Annotated in this window: 18 protein-coding genes; 9 read left to right on the plus strand and 9 right to left on the minus strand. The window is 63.4% G+C overall.

Going from position 1 to position 19892, the window contains the following annotated elements:
* Positions 1-37 precede the first annotated feature (37 nt).
* Together ACMC5O_RS10415 and ACMC5O_RS10420 are read left to right on the plus strand one after the other, a co-directional pair.
* Positions 38-2398 (plus strand): PAS domain-containing protein, encoded by a 2361-nt coding sequence (locus tag ACMC5O_RS10415; RefSeq protein WP_187708844.1) that lies wholly within the window; start codon positions 38-40, stop codon positions 2396-2398.
* A 35-nt stretch (positions 2399-2433) separates the two neighbouring features.
* Positions 2434-2718 carry a hypothetical protein gene (locus ACMC5O_RS10420; protein WP_187708843.1) on the plus strand — a complete coding sequence of 95 codons (285 nt, stop codon included), beginning with the start codon at positions 2434-2436 and terminating at the stop codon, positions 2716-2718.
* 5 nt (positions 2719-2723) lie between these two features.
* Here ACMC5O_RS10420 and ACMC5O_RS10425 read toward each other — a convergent pair whose 3' ends face one another.
* The 3 genes from ACMC5O_RS10425 to ACMC5O_RS10435 form a co-directional block, all read right to left on the minus strand.
* Positions 2724-5060: a putative bifunctional diguanylate cyclase/phosphodiesterase gene (locus ACMC5O_RS10425; RefSeq protein ID WP_187708842.1), complete on the minus strand. Its 2337-nt coding sequence runs from the start codon at positions 5058-5060 to the stop codon at positions 2724-2726.
* Positions 5061-5129: 69 nt separating this feature from the next.
* The gene (locus ACMC5O_RS10430) at positions 5130-7046 is read right to left on the minus strand and encodes a M1 family metallopeptidase (protein WP_187708841.1); all 1917 of its coding nucleotides are present in this window, start codon (positions 7044-7046) and stop codon (positions 5130-5132) included.
* A 9-nt stretch (positions 7047-7055) separates the two neighbouring features.
* Positions 7056-7640 (minus strand): HD domain-containing protein, encoded by a 585-nt coding sequence (locus ACMC5O_RS10435; RefSeq protein ID WP_187708840.1) that lies wholly within the window; start codon positions 7638-7640, stop codon positions 7056-7058.
* A gap of 86 nt (positions 7641-7726) precedes the next feature.
* Between ACMC5O_RS10435 and ACMC5O_RS10440 the strand changes: the two genes are divergently transcribed.
* Together ACMC5O_RS10440 and ACMC5O_RS10445 are read left to right on the plus strand one after the other, a co-directional pair.
* Positions 7727-8911, plus strand: a complete 1185-nt coding sequence (locus tag ACMC5O_RS10440) for a sensor histidine kinase (protein ID WP_426692816.1) — start codon at positions 7727-7729, stop codon at positions 8909-8911.
* Positions 8908-9711: a LytR/AlgR family response regulator transcription factor gene (locus ACMC5O_RS10445; RefSeq protein WP_187708839.1), complete on the plus strand. Its 804-nt coding sequence runs from the start codon at positions 8908-8910 to the stop codon at positions 9709-9711. The genes ACMC5O_RS10440 and ACMC5O_RS10445 overlap by 4 nt, the downstream gene beginning before the upstream one ends.
* Positions 9712-9788: 77 nt before the next feature.
* Here the strand turns inward: ACMC5O_RS10445 and ACMC5O_RS10450 are convergent, their stop codons facing one another.
* The gene (locus ACMC5O_RS10450) at positions 9789-10055 is read right to left on the minus strand and encodes a hypothetical protein (RefSeq protein WP_187708838.1); all 267 of its coding nucleotides are present in this window, start codon (positions 10053-10055) and stop codon (positions 9789-9791) included.
* Between the two features lie 151 nt (positions 10056-10206).
* Between ACMC5O_RS10450 and ACMC5O_RS10455 the strand changes: the two genes are divergently transcribed.
* Positions 10207-11082, plus strand: a complete 876-nt coding sequence (locus tag ACMC5O_RS10455) for an isocitrate lyase/PEP mutase family protein (RefSeq protein WP_246444299.1) — start codon at positions 10207-10209, stop codon at positions 11080-11082.
* Here the strand turns inward: ACMC5O_RS10455 and ACMC5O_RS10460 are convergent.
* Both ACMC5O_RS10460 and ACMC5O_RS10465 read right to left on the minus strand, forming a co-directional pair.
* Complete coding sequence (locus ACMC5O_RS10460) at positions 11079-12281, minus strand: ABC transporter permease (protein WP_426692817.1); 1203 nt, start codon at positions 12279-12281, stop codon at positions 11079-11081. The two genes, ACMC5O_RS10455 and ACMC5O_RS10460, sit on opposite strands and share 4 nt — an antisense overlap.
* Entirely contained in the window at positions 12278-13243 is a 966-nt protein-coding gene (locus tag ACMC5O_RS10465; protein WP_187708837.1) for an ABC transporter ATP-binding protein, read from the minus strand. Before ACMC5O_RS10465 ends, ACMC5O_RS10460 begins: the two co-directional genes overlap by 4 nt.
* Positions 13244-13277: 34 nt before the next feature.
* On the opposite strand from ACMC5O_RS10465, the gene queG reads away from it, so the two are divergent.
* The gene (gene queG, locus ACMC5O_RS10470) at positions 13278-14366 is read left to right on the plus strand and encodes a tRNA epoxyqueuosine(34) reductase QueG (RefSeq protein WP_187708836.1); all 1089 of its coding nucleotides are present in this window, start codon (positions 13278-13280) and stop codon (positions 14364-14366) included.
* On the opposite strand, the gene ACMC5O_RS10475 is transcribed toward queG, so the two are convergent.
* Positions 14330-14686, minus strand: coding sequence for a hypothetical protein (locus ACMC5O_RS10475; RefSeq protein ID WP_187708835.1), 357 nt, complete (start codon positions 14684-14686; stop codon positions 14330-14332). The two genes, queG and ACMC5O_RS10475, sit on opposite strands and share 37 nt — an antisense overlap.
* Before the next feature lie 102 nt (positions 14687-14788).
* Between ACMC5O_RS10475 and ACMC5O_RS10480 the strand changes: the two genes are divergently transcribed.
* On the plus strand, positions 14789-15784 hold the full coding sequence (locus ACMC5O_RS10480) for an adenosine kinase (protein WP_187708834.1): 996 nt from the start codon (positions 14789-14791) through the stop codon (positions 15782-15784).
* Between the two features lie 51 nt (positions 15785-15835).
* Here the strand turns inward: ACMC5O_RS10480 and ACMC5O_RS10485 are convergent, their stop codons facing one another.
* Together ACMC5O_RS10485 and ACMC5O_RS10490 are read right to left on the minus strand one after the other, a co-directional pair.
* The gene (locus ACMC5O_RS10485; RefSeq protein WP_246444295.1) at positions 15836-17410 is read right to left on the minus strand and encodes an amino acid permease; all 1575 of its coding nucleotides are present in this window, start codon (positions 17408-17410) and stop codon (positions 15836-15838) included.
* 69 nt (positions 17411-17479) lie between these two features.
* Complete coding sequence (locus tag ACMC5O_RS10490; protein WP_426692818.1) at positions 17480-17857, minus strand: histidine triad nucleotide-binding protein; 378 nt, start codon at positions 17855-17857, stop codon at positions 17480-17482.
* A 48-nt stretch (positions 17858-17905) separates the two neighbouring features.
* On the opposite strand from ACMC5O_RS10490, the gene ACMC5O_RS10495 reads away from it, so the two are divergent.
* Entirely contained in the window at positions 17906-18388 is a 483-nt protein-coding gene (locus ACMC5O_RS10495; protein WP_426692819.1) for an SspB family protein, read from the plus strand.
* A 105-nt stretch (positions 18389-18493) separates the two neighbouring features.
* Complete coding sequence (fumC, locus tag ACMC5O_RS10500) at positions 18494-19885, plus strand: class II fumarate hydratase (protein WP_426692820.1); 1392 nt, start codon at positions 18494-18496, stop codon at positions 19883-19885.
* The last annotated feature ends 7 nt before the right edge of the window (positions 19886-19892 follow it).

Below are 19892 nucleotides of genomic sequence, written 5' to 3' on the forward strand. Positions count from 1 at the left end.
TGACTCTTGGGGGAAATCGTTTCAGCATGAGCCGGTCATGAGCGACGGTGCCAAGGCATTGAAAAGTGGCGCTGCGCAGCCTGTGCAGGAGCGCGCGAATGCCGCGACCGGTGGCTTCGATTTCGCGTCCATCCTTGCCGTGGCCGATGCATTGCCGATGCCGATCGCCTACCTCGATGAAGAGCAGCGCTATCGATTCATCAACAAGGCCTTTGCGGAATTCTTCGAGCGCCCTCGCTCGAGCATTCTCGGCCTGACGGCGAAGGAGCTCTTGGGGGACGAGGTTTACGCAATCCGCAAGCCGCTGTTCGACGCGGCCTATGCGGGCGAGCGGCAATGGTTCGCCGCCGACTTTCCGCACCCAACGCGTGGACCGCTGGCGGTCCAGGCCGAATACGTGCCGCAGATCGGGCCCGATGGACGCGCACGCTCGATCGTCGCGCTGGTGCTCGACGTCACCGAGCACCGAACTGCCGAGCGAGCGCTTCGGGAAAGCGAGGAGCGTTTTCGCCGGATCGCCAACCAGGCCCCGGTTTTGATGTGGGTAACACGGCTCGACCGGACGCGCGACTTCGTCAACGATGCTTACATGGCATTCGTCGGCGGAAGCCGTGAGGAGGCCTGCACGCTCGACTGGCGGACAAAGATTCATCCAGATGACCATGACCGGATCGTCGCAGAATCGATTGCCGGGGAAGCATCCCTCGAAACGTTCACGCTGGAGGGCCGCTACAAGCGCGGCGACGGCGAATGGCGATGGCTGAAGAGCACCTCTTCGCCGCGTTTTAACCCTGACGGCGAGCTGGCGGGCTTCATTGGAGCGGCCACCGACATCACTGTCGCGAAGGAAGCCGAGCTCGACCTCAAAAGACAGGTCGAACAGCGCACCGCCGAGCTAGCACGGCGCGAAGCTCAGTTCCGAGCGGTGTTCGAAGCCGCACTGGAAGTCATGGTTCTCCTAGAGCCCGACGGCACCGTCCTTGCCGTCAACAACCGGCGCGAGATCTGGCGGCACCCGAATCCCGACGATGCGATCGGGCAGAAGCTGTGGAATTCGCCGACCATGCAGGCCTATCCGCAACACATCCAGACAATGAAGAAAGGCATCGCGCAGGCTGCGAAAGGCCATATCTTCACCGCCGAGATCCGGATGGAGCGCGAGGGGCTGCCCACCGCGCACCTGGACGTCTCTGTGCAGCCGGTCCGCGACCAGGATGGAACCATCATCTACCTTCTCTTCGAAGCGCGCGACATCACGGAGCTGAAGGCGGCGCAGGAGCAGCTTCGCCAGAGCCAAAAGATGGAGGCTCTCGGCCAGCTCACGGGCGGCATCGCGCACGACTTCAACAACCTGCTGACGGTGGTCGTGGGCGGGCTGGACCTGATTTCGAAGCGGATCGAGGACGAGAAGCTTCGCAAATATGCAACCAACGCACTGACTGCCGCCGAGCGCGGCGCGCGGCTGACCGGCCAGCTCCTGGCGTTCAGCCGAGTGCAGCGGCTCGAAGTGCGCGCAACCAATATCGCTCCACTGATCGAGAACATGCGGCCTCTGCTGCGCAACGTCCTCGGCCCAGGCATCGAGAAGAACTTCGATCTGCACGAGAACCTTAAGCCGGTGCTCGCGGATCCCACGCAGGTCGAAGTCGCGGTATTGAATCTCGCCATCAACGCGCGCGATGCCATGCCCAACGGTGGCGTGTTGTCGTTCGTTTCTCGTCCCGTCGAGATCGCCAACGACCCGGGCCTCGAGGACGGCGAGTATATCGAGCTTTGCATTAGCGACACGGGCGTTGGAATGCCTGAAGACGTGCTCGATCGTGCGTTCGAGCCGTTCTTCACCACTAAGGAAGTCGGCAAGGGCACCGGCCTTGGACTGTCGATGGTGTACGGCATGGCTCGGCAGTCCGGCGGCGTCGCCCGGATCGAAAGCGAGCCAGGCAAGGGCACGACCGTCAGGATCTATTTCAGGGTCGCCGGTCGCGCGGCCGACCATTCTGGAGCGAGCGAGTCGGACGAGGCCACGGCTCACCGCGAGGTGGCAGCCGAGCGCATTCTCGTCATCGACGACGACCCGGACGTCCGGGCGTTCATCAGCGAATCCCTTGCCGAGGAAGGATACAGTGTTCGGGAAGCGGCCGACGGCAAATCGGGTCTGAGCGCCTTCGCGGCGGAGCCGCCGGATCTCGTCGTCCTCGACTTCATCATGCCCGGCCTGTCCGGAGCGGATGTCGCGAGCCGGATCCTGTCCAAGCAGCCACTACAGCCGATTCTGTTCGTCTCCGGTTACAGCGAAACGGACTCGATCAAGCGCATCGCACCCAATGCGCCGCTACTGACCAAGCCGTTCCGAGCCGAGGCTCTTTCCAAGGCGGTTCGGTCAGCGCTTCGAGCCTGACGGCACAAGCTCCGCATCGGAGCGTTTGACCTCCGATGTTCGATGCGCTTGTCGTCTTGCTGGCCGTGCAGGCGGCAACTCCTCCCTCCGCATCCAACGCGGCATTCAACCCGCGCGCAGTCGAGCTGTTCGAGCGCGACTGGGTCCTCAATCAGTGGGCGAAGCGTCGGTTCGACACGAACGGGGACGGGATCATCTCGGTCCAGGAGGCTCAGCCCGCCGCGCTCGAGTTCAAGGAAATCGCCGACGGTGACGGCGATGGCCGGGTGACACCCTATGAGTACGAGCGGGCGCGGGAGTTCATCATCGCCCGCTATTGACCGGATTAGCCGGCTAGCCTCTTAGCGCCGAGCCCGACAACCATCTGGTTCGCGCGCTCGTAGGACAAAGGCTTGCCGAAGAGGTAACCCTGGATCGTGTCGCAGCCGAGTTCACGCATGCGCTCGAAGTCTTCGGCAGTCTCCACACCTTCCGCGGTGACCGACATGCGGAAGCTTTTAGCCAGCTGAACGATCGACTTGATGATAGCGACGTTCTCAGGGCGCGAGCCCGCTTCGCGGACGAAGCTGCCGTCGATCTTGAGCTTGTGGAAGATCGCCTTGTTCAGATAGCCAATCGACGAATAGCCGGTGCCGAAATCGTCTAGCGCAATGCCGACGCCAAGGGCACGAAGGCGCTTCATCACGTCGAGCGTCGGGCCATTGTCGCCAAGGAATATGCCTTCGGTAACCTCTAGCTCGATCCGGTTGCCCGGGACTTTCCAACGCGACAGGGCCTCGCTGACAACGTTGGGCAGCGACGGCAATACGATCTGCTTAGGGCTGATGTTGAGCGCCAGGGTGATCGGGTCTGGCCACGTGGCGACGGCGCGGCACGCCTCGTCGATCACCCACTCGCCGATGGCGACCATCAGGCCAGTTTCCTCGGCGACCGGGATGAAGACGTTGGGCGGGACGAACCCGCGCTGCGGATGGTTCCAGCGGATGAGGGCCTCGAACCCGACGAGCTTTTGCGTCTTCGCGCTGACGAGCGGCTGAAACACGAGGTGAAATTGCTTCGCCGCAACCGCCTGGCGCAGATCGTTCTCGAGCCGGACGCGATCTTCCTGTTCCGACTGGAGCTCGGACGAGAAGTACCGCGCGACGCCGCGGCCGGAATCCTTTGCCTGGTAGAGGGCAAGATCGGCCTTGAGGATCAGGTCGTCGACCGTGGCGCCATCGATCGGGCCGAAGGCGCAGCCTATCGACACGCCGATCCGGATCTCGGTCTGGTCGATCATGTACGGCTCCTTGATCGCAACGATGATGCGATCGGCGAGCTGTTCGACCTTCTTGCGGCTCTGCGCGTCGACGATGACGATGGCGAACTCGTCGCCGCCCATGCGTCCGACATGACCGTCGGCGCCTACCTCGTCGACGAGTCGCTTGGCGACCGCGCGGAGCACGGCATCTCCCTTCGGGTGACCGAACGTGTCGTTGACCGGCTTGAAGCCGTCGAGATCGAGGAAGAGGATCGCGCAGGGGACGCTGGATGCCGTCGCGGCGCGGAGGCAATCGCCGAGCAGCTGGCGCACCCGGCCGCGGTTCGGAAGTCCGGAAAGCACATCCATGTTGGCGAGGTGGGTCAGCCGCTCCTGCGTCTGGCGCATCTCGGTGATGTCGCTGCCGACGCCGCGGAAGCCTTCGAAACGGCCGGCGGTATCGATAATCGGGTCGCCCGCGATCGAGATCCATCGCGGTCCGCGTGCTGTCTGAAGCTCCATGTCAAGCTGATTGAACGGCTGTTTCTCGAGCAGCTTGCGCCCGAGCTCCGCATTTCCGCCGAGCAGGGAAGGCATCGAATGGCCGAGCAAGGCGCTGGCCGGTCGGCCCAGCAGGGCCGTCATTCGCGAGCTGATGTAGGTGACGCGATTTTCCGCATCGACCTGCCACAGCCAGCCCACGCCGCGCTGTTCATACTCCTGCAGAAGCAGGCTCGCGCTCTCGCTCTGGGCGCTGAAATCGGCGTTCGTCCTCAACTGCTCGAACGCCCAGCGGGCGACGTTGAGGACGCCGAAGATGGAAACTCCCAACGTGAACAGGATCGATAGCATGTGCGGAAACGGCACCGTGTCCCGTCCCAGGAACAGGGCTCCGCAAAGGCCGGCCGTGAACGCCGACATCCACCCTATGGCGGAGCGCGGATGGACCACCAGGCCGAGCCCGGCGATGCCGAGACCCGCAGCGATCGACGCTGCGATGACCTGCGCTCCGGGCGGGATCGTCGTGAAGAAGTAGAGAGGGATCGACAACCAGATCGCAGCGCGAGCGAGCACTTCCCCCACCAACATCCAGTCGGGGATCTTCCGTCCCGATCGACCGACGTGGGTGATCGACTGGGTCTTCGCGATTTGCATCGCGGCGAGGTTTACGATGGCGACGGCGCCCAGCCAGGGGAGCAGTAGCACGGAGCTTACCTCATCCCACAAGGCAGCGATCATCATCACCGCGGCGACGATGTTCGCGGCCGCGAAAAAGGGTGCGAGCTGAGCCCGCGAGATCAGCTGGGCGTCCTTCAGCGGTGAACTCGCATTGTCGTCCTGCTCACTGGCAAGTCCAAGGGACTCGCCATCGGGCAGGCGCGCCGCAATCATCCGCTTGTAACGGTCGGGAGCTTCGTACATCAGCGCTCGCTAAATCTGGTCTCAGCGAGCGGTAGCTGAAGAGGGTTGAGACGCGGTTAAGAACCGACCTCAGTTCGTCAGATTTAGCTTGTCCAAATCACGCTGCGTAATCGGGTGATAAGAGGCCCGTGCGACCCTATAAATCCGCACCGCGATCGGGCGCCCCCACTGCCGATCCTCCGCAAGCGTTTCGATCAATGGTCTGACGAACCTGCGCCGTCCCTGAGTGGTCAGGAACCTCTCCAGCGCCGGCACCGCGGGATCGAAGCGATTGCGGATTGCAAGGTCGAGCCACGAGAACATGACCTCGTAATTGCCCACTTCATTCAGCTTCAGGCGCCGGTTCAGCTCTTCAAGGCGCGCAGTTGGCATCTTCCTTGGCAACTTGTTGAGAAAACGCATTTTTTCGGCGGTAGTCCAGCTGCCGAAAGCAGCCGGGACAGGGCCGCCTGATGCAAAGGCCTTAACCGCCTGATCGACTTCGGCGAACGCTGCCGGATCCGGGCGAACGACGTTCGACGGCAATCCTGGCTTGTAGACCCAATCGTCAAGCTGGAGCTTCTGCTCGAGTGCCTTGTCGCCGTTCACGAGATTCGCGCGCATGTCGGCCAGGAAGAGCGCCGAGGTCATCGGCTGGAAGGCGTGGCGATCGAAGTAGGAGCGCAGATAGGCATCCCATTTTTCGCGGCCGACAATTTTTTCCATCGTTCGAAGGAAAACCGCGCCCTTGTCGTAGATGATTCCGCTCGTTCCGCCGTCCGGCACCGCCTGCGCGGGCGGCAGATTCAGCCGGGTGATGGGAGCGTTGCGGCCTTCTTCGGCGAACGCTTTCTCGATTTCGTCGAAGCTGAGCGCTGCCTCCTGCCTTGCGCGACGCGGACCGTAGAGGGCCTCCATGATCCGGTTTTCGAAATAGGAGGTAACGCCTTCGTTGAGCCAGCTGTCCGCCCAGGTCGCATTCGTCACCAGATTGCCCGACCAGCTGTGCGCAAGTTCATGCGCAACAAGACTGACAAGGCTCTTGTCGCCGGCAATGAAGGTCGGAGTCAGGAATGTGAGCGTCGGATTTTCCATCCCGCCGTACGGGAAGGCCGGCGGAAGGACGAGCAGGTCGTAGCGTCCCCAGCGGTAAGGGCCGTAGAGCTTCTCGGCGGCCTCGACCATTTTCTCCGTGTCTTCGAGCTCCTTCGCTGCCCGGTCGAGCATGACCGGCTCGGTCCAGACGCCGGTCCGGGGGCCAAGCGACTTGAACGCCAGGTCCCCTACCCCGATCGCGATCATGTAGGGCGCGACGCTGTGGTCCATCCGATAGGAGAAAACGCTTTCTCCGCCCTGGGTGATTGGCTCAGCCGCTTTCGGTGCGCTCATCACCGCGGTCAGCCCGGCCGGGACGTGGATGGTCGCCTCCCAGGTCTGGCGGATTCCGGGTGAATCCTGCGTCGGAATCCAAGTCCGGTTCTCGATCGCCTGACCCTGGCTGAAGAGATAGGGCTTCTTCTTCCCCGCAGTCTGCTCAGGCGTCAGCCACTGGAGAGCTCCCGCGTCCGGAGCACTCTTGTACTTGATCACCAACCGCTTCGTGTCGGGTCCTAGCGTCACCGCCAGAGGCGACCCGAGCTTGGGATCGGCGGCGCCTACCTTCCATTGCAGCGGCTGGCCCGCGCCATCGGCGATGCTCTCGATCTCCAGGCCCTTGTCATCGAGGACGATTTCCTTGGCGTCGGGCTTGCGATCGATATCGAGCGTCGCAGTTCCGCCTATGCGCTTCGCTTCGAAGTCGACGTTAAGGTCGAGCGCGATGTGGTGAACCCGCGCTTCCAGCGGCCGCGCGTAGCTGGCCGTATCCTTGGCTTCCGGAGTCGTGAGGATCGGCGCGATCTGCGCTTCCTGCTGATTTTCCGCCGGCGCCGCGCTGTTGTCTTCGGACATCTGACAGCCGGCAAGCACGAGAGCGGCCGCGGCAACGGCCGTACGTAAGAACGTCATGAAGGATCCTTATTCGGCGGTGCTAACGTAGATCGAGCGTTTAGGTGCCGAGAAAAAGCGCTGCACCATCGGCTCGAAGAATTCGAGCGGCGCCGTATCGTAGGTCTCGTCGAAGGCCGTCTGGTCGTAGAGCTCGCAGAACCGGGCAGTGTCCTCAAAATGCGGATGCCCGCGGAACTGCTCGCGCATGTCGCGATCCATCCCGAGGTAGTGAAAGAAATAATAGCCTTGGAAGATGCCGTGGTGCTCGCACATCCAGTGCAGCTTTTCATCGGCGAAGGGCTTGATGATCGCGGCGGCGATGTCGGGATGATTGAGCGTTCCGAGCGTGTCGCCAATGTCGTGGAGGAGCGCCATCACGACGTAATCCTCGGATTCTCCTCCCCGGTGCGCGCGGGTCGCGGTCTGTAAGGAATGCTGCAGCCGGTCAATCGGGAAGCCGCCGTAGTCGCCGTCCAGCAGCTTGAGGTGGGTCAACACGCGCTCGGGAAGGCCCTTGGCGTAAGGAAAGAAATGGCTGCCGATCAACGCCCAATCCTCGGCCGTGCCCTCGTCCATGCTGCGAAACTTCGCGCGCGGTGCGTGTTCGTTCATCCGTGCCTCTCCCGTGGCGGAAACGGATTGCCCCTTCCCGCTGCTGCTCGCAATGGCCGATTTGCCTCTCTATATCTCAACCGGAGATGGCAACCGATAGCGCGGTATTGAAGCAGCAGCACGGGCTGGGAAGCGGGCGAGCGGGGGGAGCAAAGCCTTCCGCCGACCGCTCGCCCGCGGCTCCGATCGCACGCGGGGTCGGTCTCGACCGTCCCTTCTTCGACGACAAGAACCGCGCATTCTGGCTGCTCCAGAGCGCCGGCTGGACCGGCTATTTCATCCTGCGTTCGCTCTCCGGTTTTTCCAACAGCATGGGCGCGATCTGGATCGTCCACACCGCGCTGCTCACCGCGACCGGCTATTCGCTGACCCTGCTGATGGCGTCGCTGTTCCGGCGGCTGATCGTCATGCGGCCGCTCTTCACCCTGGTCCTGTCGCTGGCCGTGGTAGTCCTGGCCTCGACCGTCTTCTCGATCATCGAGACTTGGAGCGTCGCCACCTTCCTCAAGCCGAACCTGGAGCTTGGCCCGCGCACCTATCTCAGTGCCATCCTGCTCAATTTCGCACTGCTCGCGGCCTGGGCCGCGCTCTATTACGGCATCAATTACTTCCTGCTGCTCGAAGGGGAGATCAAGCAGCGCGAGCGGCTGGAAAGCCAGGCGTCGACGGCTCAGCTCGCGATGCTCCGCTACCAGCTCAATCCGCACTTCCTGTTCAACACGCTCAACTCGATCTCGACCCTGGTGCTTCTGAAGCAGACGGAACGGGCCAATGCGATGCTGGCGCGGCTGTCATCCTTCCTTCGCTACACGCTCGCCAACGAGCCGACGGCCAAGGTGACGCTGGCGCAGGAGGTTGAAACCCTGAAGCTCTATCTCGAAATTGAGAAGATGCGCTTCGAAGACCGGCTACGGCCGCACTTCAAGATCGAGTCCGAGACGATCGGCGCGAGGCTGCCGTCGCTGCTGCTGCAGCCCTTGATCGAGAATGCGATCAAATATGCGGTCACGCCGAGCGAGGATGGCGCGGACATCTGGATCACCGCGCATCGCGAGGGGCAGGCTGTGCGCATCGAAGTGGCCGATAATGGAACCGGCGAAGGCTCCGAACTTTCTGCAAGTCCTTCCACCGGAGTCGGACTGGCGAACATTCGGGACCGTTTGACGCAAGCCTACGGCCCGGCCCATGGCTTTACGACGAGAGAGAACGACAAGGGGGGCTTCAGCGTTATCATCGAAATTCCCTACGAAACCGGAGACAAGGACACATGACCATCCGCACCGTGCTCGTCGACGACGAGCCGCTTGCGACTCAGGGGCTTCAGTTGCGCCTTGAGGCGCACGACGACGTCGAGGTGGTGGCTACCGCCGCCAACGGGCGTGAGGCCATCCGGGCGATCAAGACCCACAAGCCCGACCTCGTCTTCCTTGACATCCAGATGCCCGGTTTCGACGGCTTTTCCGTGATCCAGGGCCTGATGGACGTGGAGCCGCCTCTATTCGTATTCGTGACGGCCTATGGCGACCACGCGCTCCGCGCATTCGAGGCGCAGGCGGTCGATTACCTGATGAAGCCGGTCGAGGAAGACAGGCTGGCGGCCACTCTTGACCGTGTGCGTCAGCGTCTTTCCGAAAAGCGCAGCGCCGGCGAAGCCGAGCGGCTGAAAGAGGCGCTTGCAGAGCATGCGCCGGAAGCCGCCGAAGAGCTGGCGGATGCAGCGCCCGAAGGCCCCGCACCCGATCGCTTCGAGAAGATGATCAACATCAAGGACCAGGGCCAGATCTTCCGCGTCGACGTGGACACGATCGAGCGGATCGATGCCGCAGGTGACTACATGTGCATCCAGACCGGCGACAACACCTTGATCCTGCGCGAGACGATGAAGGACCTAGAGAAGCGCCTTGATCCGCGCCGCTTCCAGCGCGTCCACCGCTCGACGATCGTCAATCTCGATCTCGTCCGGCAGGTGAAGCCGCACACCAACGGCGAATGCTTCCTCGTGCTGGATTCCGGTGCTCAAGTGAAGGTGAGCCGGTCGTACCGCGACGTCGTCGCGCGCTTCGTCCACTAGGCTGAGGGCATAAAAAAGGGGCGCCCCGTTAGGAGCGCCCCTTTCAAGCCGCCTGCGTGCGAGCGGCCTGAATGAACTTAGTTGGCGCTGTTGCCGTCAGCGTCCGCACCGTTGCGGGTCGCATCAGCAGCATTCTCGCCTTCCGCGCGAACCGTGTCGGCGGCGTTCTCGGCATTCGCCTGCATCGTGTCGGTGACGTTCTCGGCATTCGCCTCGATGGTGTCAGCAACGTTCTCAGCATTCGCCTCGATGTTGTCAGCGGCCTGCTCTTGCGGGCTCTGGTTGCACGCTGCGAGAGCAGCAGCGCCGAGGGCCACTGCGAAAGCGGTCGAAATCTTCTTCATCGCAAATTCCCTGTTGTGGTTGAGGACCCTTGGGTTAGCGCCAAGACCTCGGAGTGGGCAATACGCTTGGGCACGCTTTTCTGTTCCAGCACCGGAATATTTAGAGCCGGAGGCGCAGTGAAATCCATTTTGAAGCAGGATTCTTCATATAATGCAGCGATTTGAGGGAACATCGCTCGGCAAATCCGATGTCTTGCAGGCGACGCTCGCCCAGACAGTTTCGATGCAATTCCGGATCCCGGATGCTACTGGCGCGCCGTTCACATCGGTCGGAGCCGAACAGATGGCATCTAAATTCGAGCAGTTCGCAGAGCTTCACGTTCCCGGAAGTCCGGTAATCCTCTATAATATCTGGGACGTCGGCAGCGCCCATGCGGTCGTAAAGGCCGGAGCGAAGGCGCTCGCGACCGGGAGCCATCCCGTGGCCGACGCGCAGGGTTGGCTCGACGGGCAGCAGGTCCCGCTGGATTTCACGCTCGCCAATGCAAAGCGGATCGCTGACGCGGTCGACATCCCTCTCACCGTCGATTTCGAGGGCGCTTACTCAGACGATCCCGAGCAGGGCGGCGCGAACGTGGTTCAGCTGGCCGCCACTGGCGCGGTCGGCTGCAATTTCGAGGACCAGGTCATCGGCGGAGAAGGCCTCCACCCGCTGGACCTTCAGGTTCGCCGGATAGCCGCGATCCGCCGCGCCGTCGGCGATGCGTTCTTCATCAACGCGCGAACCGACGCCTTTCTCAAGACGCAGGATTACAGCGACGCCCTGGTCGACCAGGTAATCGAACGCGGCAAGGCCTTCGCCGACGCTGGAGCAAGCGGCTTCTTCGTCCCTCGCCTCGCCGATCCCGCACAGATCGAGCGCATCGTCCGTGAAGTGCCGCTTCCGCTGAACGTCATCGCCTTCCCTGGAGCGCCGCCCAAGTCGGTGTGGGCAGATGCCGGCGTCGCGCGAATCAGCCACGGCCCCTTCCCTCACCGCGCGCTCATGGCGAAGCTCGAGGAAATGGCCCGCGAGGCGATCGGCTAAGTTCGCGCAGGCTTCCGTGGTTTCTGTCGGACAGGTCCGGACTTGAGGACGTTCTTGCGGAAGATGTTCGACGCGACGCGCAGGAACAAGGCGACCCAGAGAAGTTGCCAGACGACCGCCATGACGTGCGGCCACAGGTCGGAGACTTCGCCGGCACGGGCGATCATTACGTAGGGAGATGAGAGCGGGAAGATCGCTGCGGCCAGCGCGCGACTGCTGTCCGGCGCGCCGACAGCGATCGATGCGAGGGCGAAGATGACGACCTGCGCCATGGTCACCGGCATCGACAGGGTCTGGACCTCGCGCGCGCTCGACGCGTGGGCGCCGATGCCGAGGAAGATCGCGCCGAGCAGCAAATAGCTCATGGCGAAATAGACCACGCCCAAAATGACGAACATCGGCCATCCCACCGCAGGCGGCGGCAACGCGCTGAGCCCGTTGGGGGCAAAGGCCGCAACGGCGGCAGCGGCGACACCAGCCCAGATCGCGATCCCGGTGAGCGAAGCGGCGAGCATGGCGAGCAGCTTCCCGAGGAAGATTGCGTCTACCGGAACAGCGGCGGCCAGCACCTCAATCACCTTGTTCGACTTTTCCTCGATCAGCTGGGACAGCAGCATGCCCGCCAGCAGAATCGTCAGCAGGAAGAGCAGGGATTGCCCACCGCGCGCGGTAAGCGCCTGCGCTCCGGCGTTGGGGGCGCTCGGGGAAGGACTGGTAAGCAGGACCGGCAGATGGACAGCGTCTCCGGCGCCGGTCGATCGCCGTGCTTCCGCAATGAACAGCCGAATCTGCTTTGCAGTCCCGCTTTGCGCGCTGACCGATCCGACCAAGCGGGGATTGGCAAGGCCGCCGTCCAGGACTGCGATGAAGGCGGGCTTGCTGCTCCGAAGCACGTGTGCAGCCTGTTGAGGCTCGCTAGAGGGCTCGACGCGCTGCAGATTGATCATCGAGATCGCGCCGAACGTGTCCTGCAGCCGGTTACGCGCCTGGTCGATCTGCTGGAACTCCGCGGCCGGCGCAATGACGCCGACGGTCGGGCGCTCGGTTGCACTCATCGGAGCGGTTGCCGCACCGAACACGGCGATCATTAGGACAGGGAAGAAGGGTCCGAGCAGGAACAACAGGAAGGTTCGAGAAAGCACGGTCGCAGAGAAGTCGCGGCGGGCGATCACGAAGGCTGCGCGAAGGAGCTCCTTCATGGGGCGATCTCCTCGGGTTCGTCCATTGCCCGCGCGGCAGCCGCGCCGGCGATCGCCACGAACGCTTCGTGAAGGCCGGGCCGCTCGATGGCCAACGTCTCGATACCCGCGCCGCCATCGATCAGCGCCTTCAACAACGGCTCCGGACCCGTTTCAGGCAATTCGAAGATCCACTCGCCGCCTTCGTTCCGCGCATCGCTTGGGATCGCCGAGCGCCAGGGCCCGTTAGTTTCGCGCGTTCGCAGCCGAACGATCGGCCGGAGCTTCGCCCGGGCCTCGTCGACCCGGCCGTTGAAGGCGACCTTTCCGGCGGCGATGATCGCGATCTGCTCGCACAGCCGCTCGGCATGAGCGATGACGTGGGTCGAGAAGATGACCGTCACGCCGTCCGCAGCGCGGCCGCGGATCACGCGCTCCAGCTTTCCCTGGTTGAAAGGGTCTAGGCCGGAAAAGGGTTCGTCGAGGATGATCAGGCGTGGGTCGTGGACGAGGGTACCGAGCAACTGGACCGTTTGCGCCATTCCCTTCGACAGGTTGCGGATCGGCTTCTTCGCCCAGTCGCCGAGCCCGTTTTCTTCCAAAAGCTGATCGGCGCCGCGCCGCGCGGCAGACAGATGCATGCCCCGCAAAGCACCCATGAAAGCGATGCCTTCACGCGCATTCATCGAGGGGTAGAGGCCGCGCTCTTCCGGCAGGTATCCGATCTGGTGCGCCGCTTCGATCGGCCGCGTATGTCCGAGGACGCAGCGCTCGCCCGATGACGGCTCGATGATTCCGAGCAACATGCGGAGCGTGGTCGTCTTGCCCGCGCCATTCGGGCCGAGCAGTCCGAAGATCGAGCCTTTCGGGACCTCGAGGCTCAGGCCATCGACCGCGCGCTTCTCGGCGAAGTCTTTGACCAGGTTTCGGGCTTCGACGGCATATTCGCTGGTCCAGCTTTGCGGCGAGGCCTGTCGAAGCACTGGAATTCCTTACAGAAACCCGCATTTGCGAGCTATGGCGCGACCTGTGGATAGGAGCCAAACCCTTAAGGAGGCAATACGGGCCGAGGCCGAGCGCCTGGGCTTCGTTGCCTGCGGCTTCACGCGGGCGGATGCGGCCGATGCGGCCGGGCTCGCTATCCGGCGCTGGCTTGAGGCCGGGCATCACGGGACGATGGACTGGATGGAGGCTCGCGCCGACCATCGCGTGTCGCCGACGGCTCTGTGGGCGGGCGCGAAGTCGGCGATCGCACTTGGAATGAGCTACGCGCCCGCTTCGGACCCGATGGTGCTCGCCGACGAGGCGGAGCGCGGACGCATCTCGGTCTATGCCCAGGGCGGCGACTATCACAAGACGGTCAAGAAGGCGCTGAAGGCGTTGGCGCGGTTCATCGTCGGGCGCTCGCCGTCGGAACTGAAGGTGTTCGTCGACACGGCTCCAGTGATGGAAAAGCCCCTGGCCCAAGCGGCCGGAATCGGATGGCAGGGCAAGCACACCAACCTCGTTTCGCGCGAGCATGGCAGCTGGCTGTTCCTGGGCGTGATCCTGACGGAACTGGAGCTTGAGCCGGATGAGCCCGCGACCGATGGCGTCCACTGCGGCACCTGCACCCGCTGCCTTGATGCCTGTCCGACCCAAGCGATCGGGCCGAGCCATCGGATCGATGCGCGCAGGTGCATATCCTACCTGACGATCGAGCATGACGGGCCGATTCCAGTCGAACTCCGGGAAGCGATGGGGAACCATATCTACGGTTGCGACGACTGCCTGGCGGTTTGCCCGTGGAACCGGTTCGCCGAGGCGGCGGCAGCCAATAAGGCGTTCCTGCCTCGAGCAGAGCTCACCGCGCCCCAACTCGCGGACTTGCTCGGACTCGACGATGCAGCCTTTCGCGAGATGTTCGCGGGCTCGCCGATCAAGCGGATCGGCCGCAACCGGATGGTGCGCAATTGCCTGGTCGCCGCCGGAAACAGTGGATCAGCGGCACTCGCAGCAAGCGTCGAGCCGCACCTTTCCGATCCCGATCCAGTAATCGCCGAGGCAGCTAGCTGGGCGATGAGCCGGCTTCAGGAGCGGGTCAGCGAGGCGATGCAGGCAGGCTGAGACGTGTCGTTGCCGTTCTCAAGTCGCGTGTCGACATGCGTGACACGCTCGACTCCAGTCCCTTCGGTCGGTGGGTAGAGATAGGCATCGAGGATGCAGGAGCGTCCGCGAAACTGCAGCTTGAGGCCCGGTCCCTCGCGGACCTGAAGCGCGGGCTGGCCCATGCGCTGGATCAACTCGCCGGCCGACATGCCGATCAGGTTGCTCCTTGCCTGCGGAGTCTCCACGACCGGTGGCGGCTTCGCTGGCTCGGGCTGCGGCGCTCGTGCCATACACCCGGCGAGCGACAAGGCAGCGGCGACTAAGAGGATACGGCGCATCGCCTAGTCATGGCGGCGGTCGAGGTGCGAGGCAAGCTTGCCGCCCGCGCCCGGCGAAGCTAGGCGCGCGCTTTCCCCCGTAAATTCAACAGGTGCCCTTACATGACCGACTGCCGCCTCGACGTTCTGTGCATTGGTAATGCGATCGTCGACGTCATCGCCAACGCAACCGACGACTTCCTGGACGCCGAAGGGCTGGTGAAGGGCTCGATGCGCCTGATCGACGCCGAAGAGGCCGAGCGGCTCTACTCGCACATGGGGCCTGCGCACGAGGTAAGCGGCGGATCGGCCGGTAACACGGCTGCGGGGATCGCGGCGTTTGGCGGTCGCGCAGGCTTCATCGGCCAGGTCGCTCCGGACCAGCTTGGACAATTCTACCGGCACGACCTCACTGCCGCGGGCGTGGAGTTCATAACGCCTGCCTCCGACATCGGCATTCCGACTGCGCGGTCGATGATTCTCGTCACTCCGGATGGCCACCGGACGATGAACACGTTCCTGGGCGCTGCGCAGCATCTGCCGGCGAGCGCACTCGACGAGGAGCAGATCCGCTCGGCCAAGATCCTCTATCTTGAAGGCTATCTGTGGGACCCGGAAACGCCGCGCTATGCGATGGTCCGGGCGATCGAGGTCGCACGTGAAGCGGGCCGGAAGGTGGCGTTCACTCTGTCGGACACGTTCTGTGTCGATCGTCACCGCGACGGCTTCAACGAGCTGATCGACGGTGGCCGCATCGACATCCTCTTCGCCAACCAGGCCGAGATCGAGGCGCTCGCCGGAATCCCGCATCTCGAGAGCGCGGTTGCCGCGGTGAAGGACAAAGTCGAGACGCTCGTGGTCACCCGCAGCGAGGATGGCGCACTGGCGACCCGAGGCAGCGAGCGGGCCGACGTTCCCGCTGAGCCGATCGGCAAACTGGTCGACACGACCGGCGCAGGCGACCTGTTCGCGGCCGGCTTCCTGCTCGGCTCGGCACGCGGACGGAGCCTCGAAGAGTCGCTGCGTATGGGCGCGATCGCGGCCGCCGAGGTTATCCAGCACTATGGTGCTCGGCCCGAGGCGGACCTCAAGGCGCTGGCAGGCGATTTGGTCGAATAAGAAAAGGGCGGCCCCGAAGGACCGCCCTCAACTTTTGGTACTTTCCCGTCGTTACGGACGGACGATGGGCTCGCCCTTTTCGTCGAGCGGGGCGTCCTCCGGGAACAGCGGGAACTCGCCCTCGCCGGTCTCGAAGTGGCCCTTGGCGAGCTCCGAGTTCCTCATTCCGTAGACGAAGTAGAGGACGATCATCGCTCCTGTGTACCAGGCGAAGAAGACCAACACCCTTGTCTCCACGGTGAAAATCAGCGCGAAGCACGAGAGAATGCCGAGCGCCGGAAGCACCGGATAGAGTGGCACGCGATAGCCGCGCGGAATGTCTGGGTGGGTGCGGCGCAGCCAGATCACCGTCAAGCAGACGATACCGAAGGCCGCGAGCGTTCCGACCGAAGTCATGTCGCCCAGCGTGTTGATGTCGAAGAAGCCCGCGGCACAGGCCACGATCACGCCGACGAGCATCGTGTTGATATACGGCGTGCGAAACTTCGGGTGGACCTTGGCGAAAGGCTTCGGAAGCAGGCCGTCGCGAGCCATCGTATAGAAGATGCGAGTCTGTCCATACATCAGCACGAGGATGACCGAAGTCAGGCCGATGATCGCGCCGACCTTGATGGTCTTGGCGAACCACGCCCACTGCGGACCGAAAGCGTCGACGGCTACGGCGACGGGATCCGGCACGTTCAGCATCTTGTAGTTCACGATCATCGTCAGGACGATCGACACCAGGATGTAGATCACCGTGCAAGCGAGCAGCGAGCCGATGATTCCGAAAGGCATGTCCTTGCCCGGGTCCTTGGCTTCCTGGCCCGCGGTCGAGACCGCTTCGAACCCGATGTAGGCGAAGAAGACGATCGAGGCGGCGCGGAGGATTCCGCTCCAGCCGAACTCGCCCTTCTCTCCGGTCGGTGCCGGAATGAACGGATCCCAGTTGGGCGTATAGGCCGGCAGGTTCTTCAGAATGATGAAGCCGCCGACGATGATGAATGCGACCAGCACCGTCACCTTGATGGCGACGATGGCGTTGTTGAACTTTGCCGATTCCGAGACGCCGATCACCAGCAACATTGCCAGGGCGCCGCAGACGAGGAACGCGGGCAAGTTGAACAAATAGCTTGCGCCGGTAGCCACGCCGTCGACCATGATCGGATGACCCGTCGGACCGGTGAGATCGGCTGGTATGTGAAGTCCCATGTCGCCCAGCAGGCTGACCATGTAGCCCGACCAACCCACCGCGACGACGGATGCCGCCAGACCGTATTCGAGGAGGAGCAGCGCGCCCATGACCCATGCGGCGAACTCGCCGATGGTCGTGTAACTGTAGGTGTAGGCGGAGCCCGACACCGGGAGCGTCGAGGCTAGCTCAGCGTAGCATAGGCCGGCGAACGCGCAGACAACGCCGGCGATCAGGTAGGAAATGAGCACCGCTGGGCCAGCGTGGAGCGCGGCGGCATTGCCCGTACGGACGAAAATGCCGGCGCCGATGATGCAGCCGATGCCGAGGAAGACGAGATTCCACGGTCCGAGGGATCTTTTGAGTTCGCTAGTCCGGGTCTCTTCTTGAACCTGGGCCACGCTCTTGCGCAGCATCATGCGTCCGAGCACGCCCCGTGGTGCGGCAGTCGCCATCAATTCTCCCCTTAAATGGCAGATAGGTTTGCGGCGGAGCCTAGCGGCTCAGCCCGAGAGGGCAATCCCCTAGCGCGCGAGCATCGGCCCGAGAGGCTCGCCCCCGAAGATGTGCGCGTGGAGGTGCGGCACTTCTTGGCCTCCGCGCATTCCGATGTTGGCGAGAATGCGATACCCCTGCGCGACGAGTCCCTCTTCCCGGGCAATTCTGCCCACGGCGCGGATGAAGCCGGCGATCTCCTCGTCGGAAGCCCTTTCCGAGAAATCGTCCCAGGAGACGTATGACCCCTTCGGGATGACGAGAATGTGAACCGGCGCGAGCGGGTTTATGTCGTGAAATGCAAAGGCAAAATCGTCCTCGTAGACCTTCTTCGACGGCAGTTCCCCGCGCAGGATGCGGGCAAAGACATTATTGTCGTCATAGGGTTGCGTCGGATCGATTGGCATTGCGGACTCCGCTTGACCGGGGGCGCTGCCTCGCTACCACCTTTGCTTATGAGCGACGAGACTCCAGAAAGCCTCATCCCGTACGACGAGATCGTGCAGGAGGCTCTGCGCGACGTGGTCGGCCGCGTTCTGGGGCAGGTCGAGCGCACCGGAGCACTGCCCGGCGACCATCATTTCTACATCACCTTCAAGACCAAGATGCCGGGGGTCAGTATCCCCAAGCATCTCTCCGAGCGCTTCCCGGATGAGATGACCATCGTGCTCCAGCATCGCTTCTGGGACCTGAAGGTCGAGAAAGACGGCTTCACCGTGGGCCTGTCATTCGGAGGCGTGCCGTCGACACTTCAGGTGCCGTTCGCCGCGGTCACCGATTTCGTGGACCCGTGCGTCGACTTCAGCCTCAAGTTCCAGGCTAACGGCGCCGAGGACCTTCACGAGGAACATGAGGAAGCGGAGAACGACACTCCCCAGGTTGAGCCGGGCGAGGATGGCTCGAACGTCGTCAACGTGGACTTCACTCGCAAGAAGTAGCGTGCGCTTTCGTCGTGCCGGGCTTGACCCGGCGACCGCCTGCCTTCCAATGCGCCCAAACGAGGATGCGGGTCCCGGATCGAGGCCGGGATGACGGAGGAACATTTGAAAAGCACGCGCACCGAAACCGACAGCTTCGGCCCGATTGAAGTCCGCGCGGACGCCTATTGGGGCGCTCAGACCGAGCGGTCGATCGAGAATTTCCCGTTCGGCCCGCGCGAGCAGATGCCGCTCGAAATCGTCCACGCCTTGGGGTTCATCAAGCAGGCCGCGGCGCGGGTGAATGCCCGGATCGGAGGCTTGGACCCGCAGCTCGCAGAAGCGATCCAGCAGGCAGCCGCCGAAGTCGCCAAGGGCGATCTCGACAGCCAGTTTCCGCTGGTCATCTGGCAGACCGGCTCCGGCACGCAGTCGAACATGAATGCGAACGAGGTGATTGCGGGGCGAGCCAACGAAAAGCTGGCCGGGACGCGCGGCGGCAAGGAGCCGGTTCACCCCAACGATCACGTGAACAAGGGCCAGTCGTCCAACGACAGCTTCCCGACTGCCCTCCACGTCTCGGCCGCGAGGGCGATTAATGCCCGGCTCCTGCCGGCGCTAAAGACGATGCACGACCGTCTGGTCGACCTCGCGGGCCGCTGGGACAAGATCGTCAAGATCGGGCGGACGCACTTGCAGGACGCGACGCCGCTCACGCTGGGACAGGAATTCTCCGGTTACGCCCAACAGCTCGCGGACAACATCGAGCGCGTCGAAGGCGTGCTTCCGAGGATCTATCGCCTGGCGCAGGGTGGAACGGCCGTTGGCACCGGCCTGAACGCACCCAAGGGCTTTGCGGAGGCCTTCGCCAAGGAGATGGCCAACCTTACGCGCCTTCCGTTCACGAGCGCCCCGAACAAGTTCGCCGAGCTCGCCGCCCATGACACGATGGTTGAGCTTTCGGGCATTCTGAACACAATTGCCGTATCGCTGACCAAGATCGCGAACGACATCCGTCTGCTCGGCTCCGGCCCGCGCTCCGGCCTCGGCGAGCTGAAGCTGCCGGAGAACGAGCCGGGGAGCTCGATCATGCCTGGCAAGGTCAATCCGACCCAGGCGGAAATGCTGACGATGGTCGGCGCGCAGGTCATGGGCAATCACGTCGCGGTGACGATCGGCGGTCTTCAGGGCCACCTCGAGCTTAACGTGTTCAAGCCGTTGATCGGGGCCAATGTGATCCGCTCGATCAACCTGCTCAGCACCGGCATGGAGAGCTTCACCAAGCGGCTGCTCGACGGGCTACAGCCGGACGAGAGCCGCATCGCCGAGCATATGAGCCGCTCGCTCATGCTGGTTACCGCCCTGGCTCCGGAGATCGGGTACGACAATGCGGCGGCGATCGCGAAGCATGCACACAAGACCGGCCAGACGCTGAAGGAGGCGGGGCTTGAGCTTGGCCTTGTCGATGAGGCAACCTTTGATCGGGTAGTGAAGCCGGAGAACATGATCGGCGGCTAGACAAGGG

Source organism: Sphingomonas sediminicola (assembly GCF_049991885.1).
GTDB classification, from domain to species: Bacteria; Pseudomonadota; Alphaproteobacteria; order Sphingomonadales; family Sphingomonadaceae; genus Sphingomicrobium; species Sphingomicrobium sediminicola.